This is a genomic window from Phaeobacter porticola (assembly GCF_001888185.1).
GTDB classification, from domain to species: domain Bacteria; phylum Pseudomonadota; class Alphaproteobacteria; order Rhodobacterales; family Rhodobacteraceae; genus Phaeobacter; species Phaeobacter porticola.
Genome location: NZ_CP016364.1, coordinates 979,511 through 998,312, shown reverse-complemented (window position 1 = coordinate 998,312; position 18,802 = coordinate 979,511). Strand labels below are relative to the sequence as shown.

Below are 18,802 nucleotides of genomic sequence, written 5' to 3'. Positions count from 1 at the left end.
CAAGCAGACCACCATAGGCTACGATCAGCCCACAGCCTGCGCCCCGAAGAGCGCGACAAACCCCGCGTGCTTAGTCAGCGAGACGATCCACCAGCTGTTGCATAAAACTATGGCCCGCATTGAATTGGGCAACTTCGATGTATTCATTTGGCTGATGCGCCTGGGCGATATCGCCCGGACCGCAGATCACCGCAGAATAGCCCGCCTCCTGAAATTGCCCGGCCTCGGTTCCGTAGCTGACAACATGGGTGCCATTGTCCCCGGTAAGCGATCGGACCAAGGTCTCCGCTTCGCCTTCGACCTCGGGCACCAATGCGGGCACGTTGAATTTCTGGCTGATCTCGATGCGGGTATCGGCGTGGATCGTCTGCATATCGGCTTCGACCTCACGCACCTTGGCAAGATACGCCGCTTCCCAATCGCTGGCCGATTCGCCGGGTACGACCCGGAAGTCCATCACAAACCGGCAATCCTTGGCAGTGATATTATGCGCAGTCCCACCTTCGATCATGCCGACGTGGCAAGTCGTAAAGGGCGGCGTGAACAGGGAAGCAACATCATCCGGGGTTCTTGCCATATTCTCGGCATTGCGTGCATTGGCCCAGTCGATCAGCCGGGCACCTTGCATGATGGCGCTGACACCTGTGTGCATCAGCGAGCTGTGTACCTCGAATCCAACCAGATGTGTACTGTAGCCAGTACCCCCCTTGTGGCCCGTCACCGGCCGCATAACCGAGGGCTCACCGACGATGACACAGCTGCCCTTGGGCAGGGCCTTTTGCATGGCCTGGATCATGGGGGGCGCGCCGGTGCAACCGACCTCTTCGTCGAAGCTGAGCGCCAATTGCAAAGGCTGTGCGACGCCACGATGATGGGCCGCAATCAGCGCCCAGATTGCCAGCGCATCAAACCCTTTCATATCGCAGGTACCGCGCCCATAATACTTGCCGTCCCGCTCCACCACGGTGAAGGGATCACTGTCCCAAGGCTGACCGTCGACCGGCACGACATCGGTATGGCCAGACAGAACGACGGCCCCCTCAACCTCGGGTCCGACATGGGCAAAGAGAGCTGCCTTATGGGGCTGATCCGGATCCACCCAGCGATGGGCGGTGATCCCGTGGCTCTCGAGATATCCCTCGACCCACTCCACCAGCGGCAGATTGGTGTCACGGCTGACTGTGGGAAAGGAGATCAGCTTGGTCATGATCTCCAGCGGGCTGAGCTGCTCGACCATGGATCAGTAGCCGCTATCGGTGGTCAGAACGAAGTGGCCCGGCTCCACCTCCAGGTATTGCGATGGTTCTGCTTTATAGTTCAAATCATGGATCGGCGACGGGATCGGCTTAAAATTCAGATCCTTTTCGGATTTACGCTGGTTGGGGTCCGCGATCGGCACCGCCTTCATTAGTGCCTGCGTGTAGGCGTGCTGCGGGTTTTCAAAGACGCGGGCACGTGGGCCGATCTCGACGATACGGCCCAGATACATCACACCGACCTGATGGCTGACACGCTCGACAACGGCCATATCGTGGCTGATGAAAAGAAACGACAGACCCAATTCAGATTGCAGCTCCATCATCAAGTTCAACACCTGCGCCTGCACCGACACATCCAGTGCCGAAACGGCCTCATCCGCCACAATAAGTTTGGGATTCAAGGCAAGGGCGCGCGCAATGGCAATCCGCTGACGCTGGCCACCTGACATTTCATGCGGGTAGCGCCGCATGAAACTGCGAGGCAGATGAACCCTGTCAAACAGATTGGCCACGCGATCCTGTAATTCGGAGCCAGATGCCAGACCGTAGTTGCGCATGGGTTCGGCCACCTGATCCAGTAGCTGCATCTGCGGGTTAAGCGAGGCAAACGGGTCCTGAAAAATCATCTGCATGTCCAGCCGCGCCTTGTGCAGGTCGCTCTGGCTGAGTCCCAGGACATCACGGCCCTCAAATTCGACAGCGCCAGATTGTGGTTCGACAAGCCGCAAAATCGACCGCCCGGCTGTGGATTTACCGCAGCCCGATTCACCCACAAGCGACAAGGTTTGCCCCTTAAACACCTTGAAGGAGACGTCCTCGACGGCATGCACATTGGCCACCGTACGGCGCAGGATACCCCCCTTGACGGGGAAACGCGTCACCAGGTTGCGCACCTCCAGCAGCACCTCGGCGCTACCTTTTATTGGGGCAATCTCCTGCTGCTCCACGCCCATCAGCTTCATTGGTTCCGGATAGTCCTTACCGCGCATTTCGCCCAGCTTTGGAACTGCGGCCAACAGGGATTTTGTGTAGTCGTGCTGTGGGTTTTCAAAGATCTCGTTGACCGTGCCTTCCTCAACCTTGTTGCCACGGAACATGACAACCACACGGTCTGCCATCTGCGCGACAACCGCCATATCATGCGTGATGAACATCACCGCTGTGCCGGTTTCCCGCTTCAGACGGTCCATCAGCGCGAGAATTTCGGCCTGGATGGTGACATCCAGCGCGGTTGTTGGTTCGTCCGCAATCAGCAAGCGCGGCTCGCAGGCCATCGCCATCGCGATCACGACCCGCTGGCGCATGCCGCCGGACAACTCGTGCGGGTATTGCTTCAGACGGCGCTCTGGCTCAGGGATCCGCACCTCGCGCAACAGTTCCAGCGCCCGGGTTTCTGCCTCTTTTTTGGTCATATTCTTGTGGACTCGCAGCCCTTCGGTCAGCTGGCGGCCGACTGTGAAAACGGGATTCAGCGCGGTCATCGGCTCTTGGAAGATCATCCCGATCTCATTGCCGCGAATCTGCTTCATCAGCGCCTGATCCGTCTTGCCCAGGTCAACTTCTTTGCCATCACGACGGTCAAACAGCAGTTGCCCGCCGGAAATTGTACCGCCGCCAAACTCCACAAGGCGCATCAGCGACAAGGATGACACCGATTTTCCCGAACCAGATTCGCCAACGATACAAACGGTTTCACCAGGGTTGATGTCAAACGAGACGTCCTTGACCCCCACAACTGGGCCGTCTTTTGTCTGAAACTCAACGCGGAGTCCCTTGATTTGCGCGATTGGCTGATCCAGCACCGTGACGTCCCCTTTTCGAGTTTTCTCTATCGATTGTTCTATAAGCACCGATGGCGATAACACGAAGGTGTACGCCAGCTCTATTGACGGCGTCAAACTCACCCCAATTTTTCTCGACTGCAAGACTTGCAATTTGGCAGAACTCTGTATTCGATACCCCCAGTGCTGCCACGCCTGCCGCTGCTGTCTCGCCCGGATCGGCCCTGCCGATCCCAGCCACACCTGCGCAGATCCAGCGTGTCACTTCGCACAGGCCGCAACCAAGCGGCAAACCTCCGGGGTGTAAGAGACCCGGTCAAAAGAAGGCACATACGTGTCCGACAAGGAGTGAATTATGAAAATCAGAACCCTTTTGCTGGGTGCAATTGCGTCAGCCGCGCTTGCCCCTGCAGCCTTTGCCGAACGGGGATCGGACGGCCAGGTTAACATTATTTATTGGCAAGCCCCTTCCATCCTGAACCCGTTCCTGTCGGGCGGTACCAAGGATGTGGAATCGGCGTCATTGGTGATCGAACCGCTGGCACGCTACGACCCACAGGGCGAAATGGTTCCATATCTGGTTGAAGAGATCCCCACTGTCGATAATGGCGGCGTGAGCGAAGATCTCACTTCGATCACCTGGAAGATCAAGCCGGGCCTTCTATGGTCTGATGGCACGCCTTTCACCTCCAAGGATGTGAAATTCACCGCTGACTACTGTATGCACCCCGAAGGCGGCTGCGCACAGGTCACCAAATTCGAAGGCGTCACCAGCGTCGAAGCGGTCGACGATCTGACCGTCAAGGTCACTTTCGACAAACCGACCCCCTTCCCTTATGGCCCGTTTGTGGGCGGCGAAAGCCCGATCATCCAGGCTGCGCAGTTTGCTGATTGCGTCGGTGCCAAAGCACCCGAATGCACCACTGCCAACTTTGCGCCCATCGGCACCGGCCCGTTTGTGGTGGATGAGTTCAAGCCCAACGACGTGATCACCATGTCGGCCAACACCAACTACCGTGACCCGGCGAAGCCTGCCTTTGCCAAGGTTCTGTTCAAAGGTGGCGGCGACGCAACCGCAGCAGGTCGTGCCGTTATGGAAACAGGCGAGTTCGACTACGCCTGGAATCTCCAGCTAGCCCCCGAAGTCATTGCGCAGATGGAAACCGGCGGCAAAGGTGTGCCGGTCGCGGGCTTTGGCCCTCTGGTTGAGCGTATCATGCTGAACAACACCAACCCCGATCCGGCGCTTGGCCCGGATGAGCGGTCGGTGATCCGCCCGCATCCGTTCCTCAGCGATCCTTCTGTCTACAAAGCGCTGTCTCTGGCCATCGACCGTCCGCTGCTGGTGGAAATCGGTTATGGCAAGGCAGGCAAAGTCGGCTGTAACTGGGTTCCTGCGCCTGCAGCCTTTGCGTCGGATACGTTCGACTGCTCCACTCAGGATCTCGCCGCCGCAAACGCGATGCTGGACGAAGCCGGCTACAAGGACACCAACGGTGATGGCGTGCGGGAAACACCCGACGGCAAGCCAATGAAGATCCTGTACCAGACATCGACAAACGCCGTGCGTCAGGATTTCCAGGCGCTGATCAAACAGTGGTGGAGCGAAATCGGCATTGAGACCGAGCTGCGCAACATCAACTCTTCGGTCTTCTTCGGTGGTGATCCGGGTTCCCCCGACACCTTCCAGAAGTTCTATGCTGACGTCGAAATGTACGCCAACACCTTCAACGGCACCGACCCGCAGTCCTATCTGGGCAACGGTCTGTGCGACAAGGCACCGCGTCCTGACAGCCAGTGGCAGGGTGAGAACATCTCCCGCTTCTGCGACGAGGAATTCGACAAGCTGCACGCCGAACTGTCACAGACGGCTGGTTTGGAAGCGCGGGCGGAAATCGCCAAGCGTCTGAACGATATCATCGTCGAAAAAGGTGGCATGATTCCTCTGGTTCACCGTGGTCGTCTGTCCGCGCGCTCCAACACCCTGGGTGGCGTGGATCTGAACGTCTGGGACACCGAGCTGTGGAACGCAGCTGACTGGCACCGCACCGAGTAAGCGTCTAACGCCTGCAGTGGCCCCGGTAACGCGCCGGGGCCTCTTGCCATTTACGTCCGAATGACGTCATTGCATCGGCCAGAAATGGATCTCAGGCAAAAGACCGCCCAGTTCCACCCCATTCTTCCAATTGCAAAGGCGCCTACTGGATGCTGACCTTTACAATCAGACGCCTTGTTCTGTCGGTTCCGACGCTTCTGTTCATCAGCCTTGTTATCTTTTTGCTGCTTGAACTCGCGCCCGGTGACCCGATGGCTCAGGTCCCTCTGACCGTCCCCCCCGAAGTCAAAGAAAAGATGCGTGAGGCCCTTGGCCTTGGCCAACCCGCGCATATCCGATTCTGGAAATGGATCGTACAGTTCTTCTGGATCGAACCTCAGGTTCTGATCGACCATTATTTAGGCACCAGCTTTTCAGCCGGTGACCTGCGCGTGATCTCCTGGCAGACCCGCTCGCCGGTGATGGATATCGTCGTACAGCGCATGCCGCAGACCCTCTGGGTTGTGGGCACGGCCTATCTGGTGGCGATCGCCATCGCCCTGCCTATCGGCATTTATTCGGCCTACCGCCAGTATAGCTGGTTCGATCAGGTCGGCACCTTCGTGTCGATGGTCGGCTTCTCGGTGCCACCGTTTTTCTCCGGCGTGTTGGTGATCGTGATTTTCTCGGTGCAGCTTGGCTGGTTCCCCTCGATCTATGACACCACGCATGTGGTGAACAGTTGGGACTCCTTCGTCAAACAGCTGCAACAGATGGTCATGCCGGTCATGGTTCTAGCGCTGCAAATTACCGCACAGCTCAGCCGCTTCATGCGCGCCTCAATGCTGGACAACCTCAATCAGGATTATGTCCGCACCGCCCGCGCCAAAGGCCTCAGCGAATATGTGGTTGTGATGGTCCATGTGCTGCGCAATTCGATGATCCCTGTGGTCACCGTGATTGCGTTGGGTATTCCCGCGATCTTCGGCGGCGCCATCATCACCGAGCAGGTGTTCAAGGTGAACGGCATCGGTCAACTTCTGATCGGCGCGATTGAGGCCAACGACCTGCCGATGGTGCAGACACTGACCTTCATCTTCGCGGTGCTGATTGTTCTCTTCAACCTCATCGCAGACGTGCTCTATGGCATTCTAGACCCGAGGATCCGCTATGACTGATAAGGACCGTCTGGTTCCCGACGAAGGGATTGCCCCCGCCTCCACCGCCCTGCCCGCCGCGGGTGTGATGGAAGAGCTGGATCAACCGCCCCGCAGCCAATGGCTGGATGTGTGGGATCAGTTCAAATCACACAAGGGCGCTATGCTTGGCGGGGCCTTGTTCCTGCTGATTGTACTGACGGTCTATCTTGGACCATTTTTCTGGGACATTGATGCCACGCGCATTGATATTCGCGCACGTAACCAAGGCCCCAGCTGGGCGCACCCCTTTGGTACCGATCAGCTGGGGCGCGACATGCTGGCCCGGATGATGGCAGGGGGGGCGACATCTGTTTCGGTTGGTCTGACTGCAATGCTGCTGGCCTTGTTCCTTGGTTCGCTGGTTGGCGTGATGGCGGGGTTCTTCAAACGGCTCGACGGCCCGCTGATGCGTCTGACCGATCTGTTCCTGGCGCTGCCTCTGCTGCCACTGCTATTGGTCATGATGCTGCTGTTCCGCGAGCCGCTGAACGCAACCTTTGGACCGGAACAGGGGATTTTCATCCTGATCGTGGCCTCCATCGGTATCACCAGTTGGATGCCCACCGCACGAATTGTGCGGGGCGATGTGCTGGCGATCAAGGAACGCGAGTTCGTGCTGGCCGCCCGCTCCATCGGGACCACCAACACCAAGCTGATCTCGCGTCACATTCTGCCCAATGTGCTGTCACCCATCATGGTCTCGGCCACACTGGGGATTGCCACTGCGATCATCACGGAATCAGCGCTGTCCTTCTTGGGCCTTGGCTTCCCGCCGGATTTCCCGACCTGGGGCCGCCTGCTCTATGATGCGACGGACTATCTTCAGCAGTATCCCGAGCGGGTGTTCTGGCCCGGCATGGCAATTTCCATGACCGTGCTGAGCGTCAACTACCTTGGCGACGGGCTGCGTGATGCGCTGGATCCACGGATCCGGGGCCGCTGAGCCCCCCTCCGAGAGGCTCGTGTAGCGGCAAACACCCCTACACATTCAAATAAGAACATATCAACTGGCCATCTCTTGCAGGTGGCCAGTTTGTTTTTACTCACGGCAAAAGGATTGGGAAAAACATCCTATCCCTCACATGCATCTCGGAACATCTTCCCCATATTCACTGCGATAGCCGCCACTATACTCCTTGCCTTGAATGAAAAAAGCCTCCATTTCGGAAAAATATTCCGTTTAAGGCGAATCCGGTAGTAGCGATGGAGATGGGAAATGTTTGAAACGCTTGGCTTTGAAGACACCACGGCCCGCTCGGTCTCAGTCCTGTTTGCCCTAGGCATCGGCATTATATTCGGTGCGCTGGCCCAATTCACCCGTTTCTGTTTTCGCCGTGCCGTGGTTGGCGAGGATCGCAAGCAAGCAGCCGGGGTCTGGGCGATAGCCCTTTCTGTGGCCGTATTCGGCACGCAGGCTGCCGTTGCACAGGGCTGGGTCAGTTTTGCCGAGCACCGCCTGTTGATTTCCGACCTCCCCATTGTCGCGATTGTGCTGGGCGGGCTGATGTTTGGTGCCGGCATGGTCCTGACGCGTGGCTGTGTCTCGCGACTGATGGTGCTAACCGGCAGCGGCAACCTACGCGCGCTGATCGTCGTCGTGACATTTGCCGTCGTCGCCCATGCCACCCTGAAAGGCGTGCTAGCCCCGCTGCGCACGTGGATTGGCAGCATGACTGTTCCCATGGGCGAATACGTATCTCTGGCGGCTCTGCCTGGCGGCGCGCTGACAGGTGCGGGGCTGATCACGGTCGCAGCTGTTGTCATCGCGCTACGGTCTGGCAACCGCCCCTCGATGCTTATCGGTGGTGCGGTTATCGGTGCCTTGGTGCCCTTGGCCTGGGTCGGCACAGGTTATGTGCTGTTTGACGAATTCGACCCGATCGCCATGGAAAGCCTGTCATTTACCGCGCCATCTGCCGAGACCCTGTTCTACACGCTGGCCTCCAGTGCCGTACCGGCTGGCTTTGGTACGGGTCTGGTCGGCGGCGTGCTAATCGGCGCACTCGCCGCCGCGCTGCTGAGTGGCAGTTTTCAATGGCAAAGCTTTGAGAGCCCGCGCCAGACCGGCCGCTACCTGAGCGGCGCTGTGCTGATGGGCGTTGGTGGTGTTCTCGCAGGCGGGTGCACCGTTGGCGCAGGCCTCGCTGGTATTCCGACACTCAGCCTTGCTGCGGTGCTGGCACTGGCGTCGATTGCGGCAGGTGGCCTGGCCGCAAATGCCTGGCTCAATGCAGCCGCTTCCGGATTTGGCGCACGGCGAGCCACACCAGCAGTACAACCGGCAGAGTAAGTGCTGCTGTCATCATCCCCTTGCTGAGGCCCAGAACCGTGGCAAGGGGGTAGAGCGCATAAGACGCCAGCGACACGGCATAGTAGCTGATCGCCACCACAGACAGCCCCTCCACCGTATGCTGCAGACGCAACGCCATATCTGCGCGCCGGTCCATGCTCTCCAGCAATGCCTGGTTCTGTGCGGAACGTTCCACATCCACACGGGTCCGCAACAACTCCCCTGCACGCCGCGCCCTGTCTGCCAAAGTGGCCAGCCGTCCTTCGGTCGATTTTACGGTTCGCATGGCAGGCTCAAACCGGCGCAGCATGAATTCGGCAAAGGTCTGATACCCTTCGAACCGAGCCTCCCGCAGCAGCGCGATACGTTGGTTGACCAGCGCATCATAGGCCCCTGTCGCACCGAAGCGGAACGCCGCCTGCGCGGCCATGGCCTCCAGCTCGGCAGAGACCGTCAACAGCTGCGACAATGTCTGTTCGGCGGGCATACGGTCGCCGGTCATCTCCACCATCATATCGCTCAGATGTGTATCAAGCGCCCCGATGGTGGGGCTGAGGCCACGCGCCCGCGAAAACCCCAGCATCGACATGGCGCGATAGGTTTCGATCTCGCAAAGACGCTGCACCACCCGGCCAATCCGCTGGGCGCCTGTCTCCGTGTTCGGAAAGACGGCGAACCGCATGTGACCGGCTGGATCAATACGGAAATCCCCAGCCACCACACAGCTGTCATCCAGCACCCGCGCTACGGCCAGACTCTCAGGCACAAACCAATCGGTCAGCGCGCGGCGCACATCCGAAACCTCGCCGCGCGGCAGGACCCGCAGCATCAGCGAAGTGATGCGCTGGCCCGGCGCCTCGGACAGCCAATCAGACGGGAACACATCGAAATCCGCAGGATCGTAGGGCCGCTCGCTGATGCCATCGAAATACAGCGTGTAGGACACGAACTCGGTATGCTGTTCCCATTTCAGGGTATGACGCCCCAGCTGCGCGGAATGATGCGTCGCGCCCGGTTTGGGATGCGGCACACCATGCCGGTCCAGCAACGCCACCAGATGCGCTAGGTCCTGGCTGCGATCGCGATGCACCGCTTCTTGCGGCTGTTTGATCGCAAGATAGATCACCGTTGAGGGATTGCTCATCGTCGGAAATGGACGGGCGTGCAGCTCATTGGCCAGCTGGTAGCGCAGCGGGTGGTCTTGGATCGGCGGCATCTGTGGTCTCCCTGAGCAGCAGACCACAGGTTAGCGGAGGCGAATTGACCTGTAAAGAATTACGTTATTTCAATGCTTTAACTGGATACAACCGTATACAATCCCGGCCACCCTGACGCCAGACGAGGGCATTATGCCGCCTCAAACACCTCAATCGCCGCATTCAAACCATTGATGGCCGCAGGCATCCCACCATAAACCGCCATCTGCCAAATCACCTCCAGAATCTCTGCCTCACTTGCGCCCGCCGCACGGGTGTGGGCGATGTTAATCTTCAACTGCGGCGTTGTCTGACCGCCAAGCGCCGTCAGCGCGGCAATTGTACAGAGCTGCCGTGTGCGCAGGTCCAGACCTTCACGCGCGTAGTGGCGCCCATAGGCCCATTCCACCAGGCTCTCCGCCATTCCCGGCAGATGTGCGTCGTAGCGCGCTGCCAAAATCGCTTCCAGATTCGGGTTCAGCTCTGCCAGAAGCTTGCGGCCATGGGTCAATGCGTCAGACATCTGCGCTTTCCTTTTCCAAGTCGTGGTAGATCGCCACCTTGCGATCCATCAGGGCAAGCGTGTCATGAAGCTGCTCCAGCTGTCGGCGGATCACCTCGCGGTGGGCCTCGAGCATTTCGCGCCGTTCAGCCAGTGTTTCCCGCCCCTTTGCGCGCAATCTCGCATAGCGGACGCGATCCGCCTGCTTCATACCCGTCGCGTTCAACTGCCCCAGAAACCGGATCCAGCCGAGGATATCGCGGTCATAGACCCGCCGTCCGGCGGCATCGCGCGCCGGCGGGTCTATCAGCCCGATCTTCTCGTAAAAGCGCAGGGTATCCACGCTCAGGCCTGTGGCCATCGCCACGTCTGAAATCTTCATGCACGTCTCTCTTGCTGCCCCCCATCATGGGTGAGTCGGGACACCCTAGCGGCTGGAGTACACTCCAGCTCAAGCAGTATCTGCAGCCCGTCCAATCGGTTGCCACAGTTCTATCGGATTGCCTTCCGGGTCATGCAGCCGCGCGAAATAGCCGATCTCACCGTCCCACTCCGGCCGCGTCTCAACAGCAATGTCTGCTGCGGTCAGCTGCGCGATCATTGCGGCCAGATCCGTCACCCGGAAATTGATCATCCACTGCTTGGTCTGATCTCCGAAATAATCGGTATCCTCGGCAAACGGGGCAAAGACAGTATAACCACCTCCCTGCATCCAGGGTGTCCCCCCAACGGGGTCAATTCCCAGATGGTCATTGTACCATCGGCTGAGCGCTTCGGGGTCTTTGGCGCGGAAAAACACGCCACCTATGCCTTGGGCCTTTTCCATATCATCCTCCTCGGCTGCCTTATGATAGCACAGGCCTCAGTCCGCATTGGCCAATAAAAAAGAGCGCTCCGTCCGGAGCGCTCTTTCGATGTGTGCAGCTGAGGTCAACAATCAGCTGATCATGGTCAGCAGCTTGTCGAGGCTGGCCTTGGCATCGCCATAGAACATCCGCGTGTTTTCCTTGAAGAACAGCGGGTTCTCGATCCCGGAGTAACCGGTGCCCTGCCCCCGTTTGGAGACAAACACCTGTTTCGCCTTCCAGCATTCCAGCACCGGCATACCGGCGATGGGCGAGTTCGGATCTTCCTGTGCCGCCGGGTTCACGATATCGTTAGAGCCAATGACAATCGCCACGTCGGTTTCCGGGAAATCGTCGTTGATCTCATCCATTTCCAGCACGATGTCGTAGGGCACTTTCGCCTCGGCCAGCAGCACGTTCATGTGACCGGGCAAACGACCAGCAACCGGATGGATCGCAAAGCGGACGTTCTTGCCCTTGGCACGCAGACGGCGGGTCAGCTCAGCAACATTCTGCTGCGCCTGCGCCACTGCCATACCGTAGCCGGGGATGATGACGACACTGTCGGCCTCATCCAAGGCAGCGGCCACACCATCGGCATCAATCGCGATCTGCTCGCCGTCAATTTCCATCGCCGGACCTGCCGTACCGCCAAAGCCACCAAGAATCACCGACACAAACGACCGGTTCATCGCCTTGCACATGATGTAGCTGAGGATCGCACCAGAGGAGCCCACAAGCGCACCAACCACGATCAACAGATCATTGCCCAGCGAAAAGCCAATCGCCGCGGCGGCCCAGCCTGAGTAGCTGTTCAGCATGGAGACAACCACGGGCATATCCGCGCCACCAATACCCATGATCAGGTGGTAGCCGATGAACAGCGCCGCCAGGGTCATCAGGAACAGCGGGAAGAAACCGCCAGTGTTGAAATACCAGATCAGACAGATCAACGAGAGACCAGCCGCACCGGCATTCAGCATGTGCCCGCCGGGCAGTTTGGTCGCCGCCGAGGACACTTTGCCTGCCAGCTTGCCATAGGCAATCACCGACCCGGTAAAGGTCACAGCCCCGATGAACACCCCAAGGAACAGCTCAACCCGCAGGATTGCGATCTCAACACCGTCTTTTTTGGCCAGCAGCGCGCCAAAACCCTCAAGCGCCTTCTTGGCAGTGTCATCCATCGCCAGAACGCGACCCAGCTCAATATGGGCGATAAAGCCCACAAAAACCGCTGCAAGACCCACCAGAGAGTGCATCGCCGCTACCAACTGGGGCATTTCGGTCATCTGCACGCGTTTGGCAACATAGTAGCCGATGATACCGCCTGCGGTGATCAAGACGATCGACAACAGCCACAGACCAGCACCGGGGCCAATCAGGGTTGCCAGAACCGCCAGCGCCATACCGGCGATGCCGTACCAGACCGCGCGTTTCGCGCTTTCTTGCCCGCTCAGGCCGCCCAGCGACAGGATGAAGAGAACAGCCGCAACCACATAGGCGGCAGTTGTAAAGCCAAAGTCCATAATCCCGGCCTCCTTAAGATTTCTGGAACATGGCAAGCATGCGCCGGGTGACGAGGAAACCGCCGAAGATATTGATCCCGGCCATGAACACTGACAGCGCCGCAAGGAAGATCACCAGGAACGACCCGGACCCGATCTGCATCAACGCACCAAGGATAATGATCGAGGAAATCGCATTGGTGACAGCCATCAGCGGTGTATGCAGCGAGTGTGCAACACCCCAGATCACCTGGAAGCCCACGAAACACGCCAGTGCAAACACGATGAAATGCTGCATGAAGCTGGCAGGCGCAAACAGCCCCACGAACAGCACCAAGGCACCGCCAACAGCCAGCAGGGTGACCTGATTCTTGGTCTGCTGCTTGAAGGCTTCGACTTCCTGCTCCCGCTTCTCTTCGGGCGTCAGCTCCCTCACCTCTTTCTTCGGCTGGGCCGCGATGGCCTGCACCTTGGGCGGTGGTGGCGGGAAGGTGATTTCCTTCTCAAAGGTGACCGTGGCACCCCGAATAACATCGTCTTCCATGTCGTGATTGATCTGACCGTCCTTCTCGGGCGTCAGGTCAGTCAACATGTGACGGATGTTGGTGGCATATAGCGTCGAGGCCTGCGCGGCCATCCTGCTCGGGAAATCGGTATAGCCGATGATGGTCACGCCATTCTCGGTCACGACCTTCTCGTCCATCACCGTGCCTTCGACATTGCCGCCTTTTTCAGCTGCAAGGTCAATAATGACAGAACCCGGCTTCATCGCTGCGACCATGTCCTCAAGCCACAGCTTGGGGGCCTCGCGGTTGGGGATCAGCGCGGTGGTGATGACGATATCAACATCAGGGGCCAATTCGCGGAACTTGGCCAGTTGGGCCTCGCGGAATTCAGGACTGGAGACAGCCGCATAACCACCGGTTGCCGCGCCGTCCTGCTGGCTTTCCTCAAAGTCGAGATAGACAAACTCTGCGCCCATGCTTTCGACCTGCTCGGCCGCTTCGGGGCGCACGTCAAAGGCATAGGTGATCGCGCCAAGGCTGGTAGAGGCCCCAATCGCGGCCAGACCGGCAACGCCTGCCCCAACCACCAGAACCTTGGCCGGAGGCACCTTGCCCGCTGCCGTAATCTGCCCGGTAAAGAACCGGCCAAAGTTGTTGCCCGCCTCAATCACCGCGCGATAACCCGCGATATTGGCCATGGAGGACAAGGCGTCCATCTTTTGCGCGCGGGAAATCCGCGGCACCATTTCCATCGCGATCACATTGGCGCCCTTGGAGCGCGCAAGCTCCATACCGGCCTCATTGCCGCCCGGATTGAAGAAAGAGATCAGCGTTTTGCCCGCTGTCATCCGCTTCAGTTCCGTCTCGGTCGGCTGGCGCACCTTGGCCACGATATCCGCCGCTTTCCACAGGGCGGCCGGTGTTTTGACGATCTCAACGCCAACGGCCTCATATGTGGCATCTGCAAATCCCGCTGCCGCACCTGCCCCGGTCTCAATCGCACAGGTATAGCCCAGCTTTTGCAGCTGAACCGCAGAGTCCGGGGTCATCGCAACCCGCGCCTCGCCCTCAAACACTTCTTTTGGCGTGCCTATTTTCACCTTGTCGGTCCCCCTCTTTGTCGCCGCGCCAGATTTACTGAGCACGTATCGCAAATATTTTGACTACATTGCGCAACATATTTGCGCAACAGTTTCGCTGCGTCGCCGCAATGGATTGCCGCGGTGCCGCAAATCCATCACAGCCATCGCCGTGTCTTTTGTTCATACCGCGCCCAGTCCGCGCGAAATTGCCTGCGCAGTCGGTTTTCTTCCGGCAGGATGAAACGCCGCTCCAGCACCCAGACAAAAATTGGCAGCAGAGCCAGCGACAGAACGGCATCAAACCGCAGGACCAACCCCAGCAGAAGCAGGCAATCGCCCAGGTAGATCGGATTGCGGCTGCGTTTGAAAATGCCGGATTGCACCAGCTGGCTCGGATCCCCATGCGGGTGAAGCGTTGTCTTCTGGCGCCGCATCTCTGCAACGGCCAGCAGCATCAGCACAATCCCCGCGCCGATCAACAAGCCGCTCAGCAGATCAATGATCGCGCCAATGGGACCCGTCGAAAACCCCAGCCCTAGGGGCAGGAACTGCGCCTGACACCAGGCAAGCACAGCAAAGCTAAACAGCCACACCGGAGGCACGTCGATCCATTTCATTGCAGGCGACACTCCGGGCAACCCTTGTCTTTCGATAGGCACATCAGCGGCAGTTTTCCCCTAAGTGGTCAGAAGGTCCAGCCCCCGAACAAGACGACCGAAGGATAAGGACAGATTGCCCAAAATGGTCGCGGAACGGCGAATCCGTTCCGTTTGCGGCATGATCCTGCACATAATGTTACAAATGACCACGTATACTTTGGCATGCTTACCGGATGCGGCACCGCAAATAGAAGCCATCTGTCGTCACAAGACCGTCACCAGCAAACGATAAGGCAGGCTGGGACTACTCCCACTCCATTTCCTCATAGACGCGGCCGGCATTCTTGGTCGCCAACTCCTCAAAGGTGTCCAGCTGCTGCCAGCGGGCCTGATCCACGTAATAAGCCGACGCCAGATCGCCGCCCTCTTCGATATGGGCACCAATCTTGCTGCGCAGATCCACGAGGTAATCTAGCGTGTAGCGCCGCACCTGATCGAAATTGGTCGGATGGCCGTGACCGGGGATCACATAGGTTGGATCCAGTGGTTCCAACTTTTCCTGCCAGGTCTCAATCCAGCAGCTGGTGCAGGTATGTTCAAAAATCGGCAGCATCCGCTCATGAAACGCGATATCCCCGGCGATCAACATTCCCCACTGCGGAATCCAGACCTGAGTATCGCCCGGATCATGGGCCGGGCCCAGATGCAGGATCTGAATATCGACGCCCCCCAGCGACAGATCATACCGATCCTCAAAACTGAGGTTGGCCGGTTCAATCCGCGTATCGCCTGCGCGATCCTTGTTGTAGCTCTGCATGCCTTGCAGGATGAAATGACCGTTTTCCGTCACCTCTGCCGTGGCCTCCACATGCGCCAGAACATCCACCCCCTGATCGCGCCAGTAGCCATTGCCCAGCATCGCGTGGCCCTGCCCGTTTTCATTGATCACGAGCACCACCGGCTGATCGGTCAGCGCTTTGATCTCCGCATGCAGCGCAGCCGCCAGCGCGTCCGACGCGCCCGCATTGATCACAACTACGCCCTGATCCGTCACGACAAAACTGAGATTATTGTTGTGCCCTGCGTTCTCATAAGTTGGCGGTGCGGTGGCCCCGATAGCGGAAAATACCTGCGGGATCACCTCCACAGGTTTGGAATACAGCTCGGACTGGGGGTATTGATCGGCGATATCTTCGCTCGCCAGCGCAGCTGCGGGCGATATCAGCGCAACCAATAGGCCAAGGGCAAGAGTTTTCATATCATCCTCCATCTGCAACGGGGGCCTATCGCCACCTTTGGCATGACATTCACACATTGGAATATTTATGTAAACAACCTCTCTGAGGTGACCCAAAGCGACAAAATTCCCGTGGCTCTTAAATGCCGGACAAAATGACGGGACGGAGATCTTGCCTGCCGATGCGCGACGGTTAGGCTCTTCTCACAACCGGGAGATAGCCCGGCCAGAAACACCAACAAGCGGAGCAAGGCCATGACACTCAAGGGAAAACATGCGTTGATCACCGGCGGCGGCACCGGCATTGGCCTGGCGATGGCACAGGCGCTGGCCGCCGAAGGCGCAGATGTCACTATCACCGGACGCAGGCAGGAGGTGCTGGAGGAGGTCGCAACCGAGGGACTGCATCCGCTGGCGATGGATGTACGTGACGAAGCGGATGTCATCGCCAAGATCGACGCCGCCACTGCCGCCCGCGGGCCGATCCAGATCTGCGTGCCCAATGCTGGCATCGCCGAGGGCAAGGCCCTGCACAAGATGTCGATGGAGTTCTGGCGCAACATGATGGCCACCAATCTGGACGGCGCCTTCCTGACCATCCGCGAATCTATGAGATCCATGCGCCAGACCGACTGGGGTCGCGTCGTGACCGTGTCCTCCATCGCGGGCCTGCGCGGGTTGCAGGGGGCGCCCTGCTATTCGGCCAGCAAACATGGGCTGATTGGCCTGACCCGGTCGCTGAGCGAGGATTATCTGGGCACGCCCTATACATTCAACGCGCTCTGCCCCGGCTACGTCGACACCCCGATCATCAACCGTAACGTGACCTCAATTTCGCAGCGCGCAGGCGTCAGTGAGGAAGATGCGCTCAAGATCATGGTCTCCGCCAATCGCCACAAACGCCTGATTCTGCCCGATGAGGTGGCCGCAGCGCTGCTGTGGCTTTGCGGTCCCGGCTCCCAGTCGATCAACGGGCAGACAATTGAGATTGCCGGCGGGCAAACCTGATGACACGGGAAGAGTTCAACGCGTTCTGTGCCAGCTTTGCCGCAAGCTCCCACGTGGTCCAATGGGGCAATGCCGACGTCTGGAAGGCAGGCGGCAAAGTCTTTGCCATCTGCGGCTGGGCCGATGGAAAGGATGCGTTCACCTTCAAGACCGGCGATATCGCCTTTGAGGTCCTGCAAGAGCGTCCGGGCGTCCGCCCGGCGCCCTATCTGGCGTCGCGCGGGATGAAATGGCTGCAGCATTTCAAGGATCCCGGCCTGAGCGACGCTGAACTGAAAGAGCAGATCAGCCTGTCCTATAATCTCGTCACGGCAGGCCTGTCCAAGCACAAACGTACCGATTTGGGCATCCCTGAGCCGCAGCTGGGTGGCACCCATGGCGGGGATCCTGGATCCTAATCTCTGGACAGGCGCGGTATGATGCGATAGCACTCCAGAAACTTTAAGTATAAAATAAAATGTACTGACCGCCAGATCACCCATGCTCACGAGGTTCAGATGACCGATTTTTCCACAACCAAGGCCATGTTCTCCCTGCCGGAAGGGATGATCTACCTCGATGGCAACTCTCTCGGCCCAATGCCCCGCGCCACCGCGGAACGGGTTCGCGGCACGATTGAGGACGAATGGGGCGAAATGCTCATCACTGGCTGGAACAAGGCTGGCTGGATGCAAAAACCCACCGCTATTGGCGACCGGATTGCCCGCCTGATCGGCGCCGAACCGGGTCACGTTGTGATGGGCGACACCCTGTCGATCAAGGTCTATCAGGCCGTTGCCTCCGCGCTGGAGCTGAACCCGACCCGCAAGGTGGTGCTGTCCGACAGCGGTAACTTCCCTTCCGACCTCTATATGGTCGAAGGCCTAGTAAAATCGCTTGGGCCGGACTATTCCCTGCGCGTCGTTGCACCGGAAGAGGTCAGCGCCAATATCACCGACGACATTGCCGTGCTCATGCTGACCGAAGTTGATTATCGCACCGGTCGCAAACACGACATGAAGACCCTGACCGAACAGGCCCATGCCGCCGGCGTCGTGACGGTCTGGGATCTGGCGCACTCCGCAGGCGCGCTGCCCGTCGATCTCGCGGGCTGCAACGCTGATTTTGCCGTTGGTTGCACCTATAAATACCTCAACAGCGGCCCCGGCGGCCCGGCCTTCATCTATGTCGCCCCCCGCCATGCGGAAAAGGCGCGCCCGGCTCTGTCTGGCTGGCTGGGGCACGCCGCACCGTTTGATTTCGATCTGAACTACAAACCCGGCAACGGCATCGAACGGATGCGGGTCGGCACCCCGCCCGTATTACAGCTTGCCGCACTTGAGGCCTCCATGGATATCTGGGACATGGCGGATATGGCCGATGTCCGCGCCAAATCCATTGAACTCTGCGATCTGTTCATTACCGAGTTGGAAACCCGCTGTCCCGATCTCAGCCTTGCATCCCCCCGCGATGGCGCTGGCCGAGGCAGTCAGGTCTCGTTCAGCTTCCATGAGGGCTACGCCGCCATGCAGGCGCTGATTGGCCGTGGCGTGGTTGGTGACTTCCGCGCGCCTGATATCATGCGCTTTGGCTTTACCCCGCTTTATATTGACGAGGGCGACGTGCGGGCCGCCGTCGATATCATCGAGGACGTGATGACCAACGCGCTGTGGGACAGTGCCGAATACAAGACCCGCAACGCCGTCACCTGATGATGGTGCTGCCCGCATACCGCGTGCCACTGTGCCGTCCGGCCGGCTGGGTCGCCCTGTGGCGGCG

The 18,802-nt window shown here is 59.0% G+C and carries 17 protein-coding genes; 7 read left to right on the top strand and 10 right to left on the bottom strand.

Annotated features, from left to right (window positions below):
- Nucleotides 1–70: 70 nt before the first annotated feature.
- Nucleotides 71–1,237 (bottom strand): acetylornithine deacetylase, encoded by a 1,167-nt coding sequence (gene argE / locus PhaeoP97_RS04865; protein WP_072504121.1) that lies wholly within the window; start codon nt 1,235–1,237, stop codon nt 71–73.
- A 3-nt stretch (nt 1,238–1,240) separates the two neighbouring features.
- A complete protein-coding gene (locus PhaeoP97_RS04860; protein WP_072504120.1) occupies nt 1,241–3,061 on the bottom strand; it encodes an ABC transporter ATP-binding protein in 1,821 nt (606 codons plus the stop codon).
- Between the two features lie 334 nt (nt 3,062–3,395).
- Here PhaeoP97_RS04860 and PhaeoP97_RS04855 point away from each other — a divergent pair, with 334 nt between their 5' ends.
- The 4 genes from PhaeoP97_RS04855 (at nt 3,396) to PhaeoP97_RS04840 (ending at nt 8,564) form a co-directional block, all read left to right on the top strand.
- Entirely contained in the window at nt 3,396–5,096 is a 1,701-nt protein-coding gene (locus PhaeoP97_RS04855; RefSeq protein WP_072504119.1) for a peptide ABC transporter substrate-binding protein, read from the top strand.
- A 149-nt stretch (nt 5,097–5,245) separates the two neighbouring features.
- Entirely contained in the window at nt 5,246–6,253 is a 1,008-nt protein-coding gene (locus PhaeoP97_RS04850; RefSeq protein ID WP_040172757.1) for an ABC transporter permease, read from the top strand.
- Nucleotides 6,246–7,217, top strand: a complete 972-nt coding sequence (locus PhaeoP97_RS04845; RefSeq protein WP_014874127.1) for an ABC transporter permease — start codon at nt 6,246–6,248, stop codon at nt 7,215–7,217. The genes PhaeoP97_RS04850 and PhaeoP97_RS04845 overlap by 8 nt, the downstream gene beginning before the upstream one ends.
- Before the next feature lie 273 nt (nt 7,218–7,490).
- Nucleotides 7,491–8,564: a YeeE/YedE family protein gene (locus PhaeoP97_RS04840; protein ID WP_072504118.1), complete on the top strand. Its 1,074-nt coding sequence runs from the start codon at nt 7,491–7,493 to the stop codon at nt 8,562–8,564.
- Here the strand turns inward: PhaeoP97_RS04840 and PhaeoP97_RS04835 are convergent.
- From PhaeoP97_RS04835 to PhaeoP97_RS04800, 8 genes are all read right to left on the bottom strand, one after another.
- Nucleotides 8,500–9,780, bottom strand: a complete 1,281-nt coding sequence (locus tag PhaeoP97_RS04835) for a DUF3422 family protein (protein ID WP_072504117.1) — start codon at nt 9,778–9,780, stop codon at nt 8,500–8,502. The two genes, PhaeoP97_RS04840 and PhaeoP97_RS04835, sit on opposite strands and share 65 nt — an antisense overlap.
- Nucleotides 9,781–9,911: 131 nt before the next feature.
- The gene (locus PhaeoP97_RS04830) at nt 9,912–10,283 is read right to left on the bottom strand and encodes a carboxymuconolactone decarboxylase family protein (protein ID WP_072504116.1); all 372 of its coding nucleotides are present in this window, start codon (nt 10,281–10,283) and stop codon (nt 9,912–9,914) included.
- A complete protein-coding gene (locus tag PhaeoP97_RS04825) occupies nt 10,276–10,644 on the bottom strand; it encodes a MerR family transcriptional regulator (protein ID WP_072504115.1) in 369 nt (122 codons plus the stop codon). Before PhaeoP97_RS04825 ends, PhaeoP97_RS04830 begins: the two co-directional genes overlap by 8 nt.
- 69 nt (nt 10,645–10,713) lie before the next feature.
- Nucleotides 10,714–11,088 (bottom strand): VOC family protein, encoded by a 375-nt coding sequence (locus tag PhaeoP97_RS04820; protein ID WP_072504114.1) that lies wholly within the window; start codon nt 11,086–11,088, stop codon nt 10,714–10,716.
- Nucleotides 11,089–11,199: 111 nt separating this feature from the next.
- Nucleotides 11,200–12,633, bottom strand: coding sequence for an NAD(P)(+) transhydrogenase (Re/Si-specific) subunit beta (locus PhaeoP97_RS04815; protein ID WP_072504113.1), 1,434 nt, complete (start codon nt 12,631–12,633; stop codon nt 11,200–11,202).
- Nucleotides 12,634–12,646: 13 nt separating this feature from the next.
- Nucleotides 12,647–14,218 carry a Re/Si-specific NAD(P)(+) transhydrogenase subunit alpha gene (locus tag PhaeoP97_RS04810; protein WP_072506302.1) on the bottom strand — a complete coding sequence of 524 codons (1,572 nt, stop codon included), beginning with the start codon at nt 14,216–14,218 and terminating at the stop codon, nt 12,647–12,649.
- A gap of 137 nt (nt 14,219–14,355) precedes the next feature.
- On the bottom strand, nt 14,356–14,817 hold the full coding sequence (locus PhaeoP97_RS04805; protein ID WP_072504112.1) for a methyltransferase family protein: 462 nt from the start codon (nt 14,815–14,817) through the stop codon (nt 14,356–14,358).
- A gap of 286 nt (nt 14,818–15,103) precedes the next feature.
- Nucleotides 15,104–16,057, bottom strand: a complete 954-nt coding sequence (locus PhaeoP97_RS04800; RefSeq protein WP_072506301.1) for an MBL fold metallo-hydrolase — start codon at nt 16,055–16,057, stop codon at nt 15,104–15,106.
- A gap of 234 nt (nt 16,058–16,291) precedes the next feature.
- Here PhaeoP97_RS04800 and PhaeoP97_RS04795 point away from each other — a divergent pair, with 234 nt between their 5' ends.
- From PhaeoP97_RS04795 to kynU, 3 genes are all read left to right on the top strand, one after another.
- Nucleotides 16,292–17,044 (top strand): SDR family NAD(P)-dependent oxidoreductase, encoded by a 753-nt coding sequence (locus PhaeoP97_RS04795; RefSeq protein ID WP_072504111.1) that lies wholly within the window; start codon nt 16,292–16,294, stop codon nt 17,042–17,044.
- Entirely contained in the window at nt 17,044–17,442 is a 399-nt protein-coding gene (locus PhaeoP97_RS04790) for an MmcQ/YjbR family DNA-binding protein (protein WP_072504110.1), read from the top strand. The genes PhaeoP97_RS04795 and PhaeoP97_RS04790 overlap by 1 nt, the downstream gene beginning before the upstream one ends.
- A 99-nt stretch (nt 17,443–17,541) precedes the next feature.
- A complete protein-coding gene (gene kynU, locus PhaeoP97_RS04785; protein WP_072504109.1) occupies nt 17,542–18,735 on the top strand; it encodes a kynureninase in 1,194 nt (397 codons plus the stop codon).
- Nucleotides 18,736–18,802 lie beyond the last annotated feature (67 nt).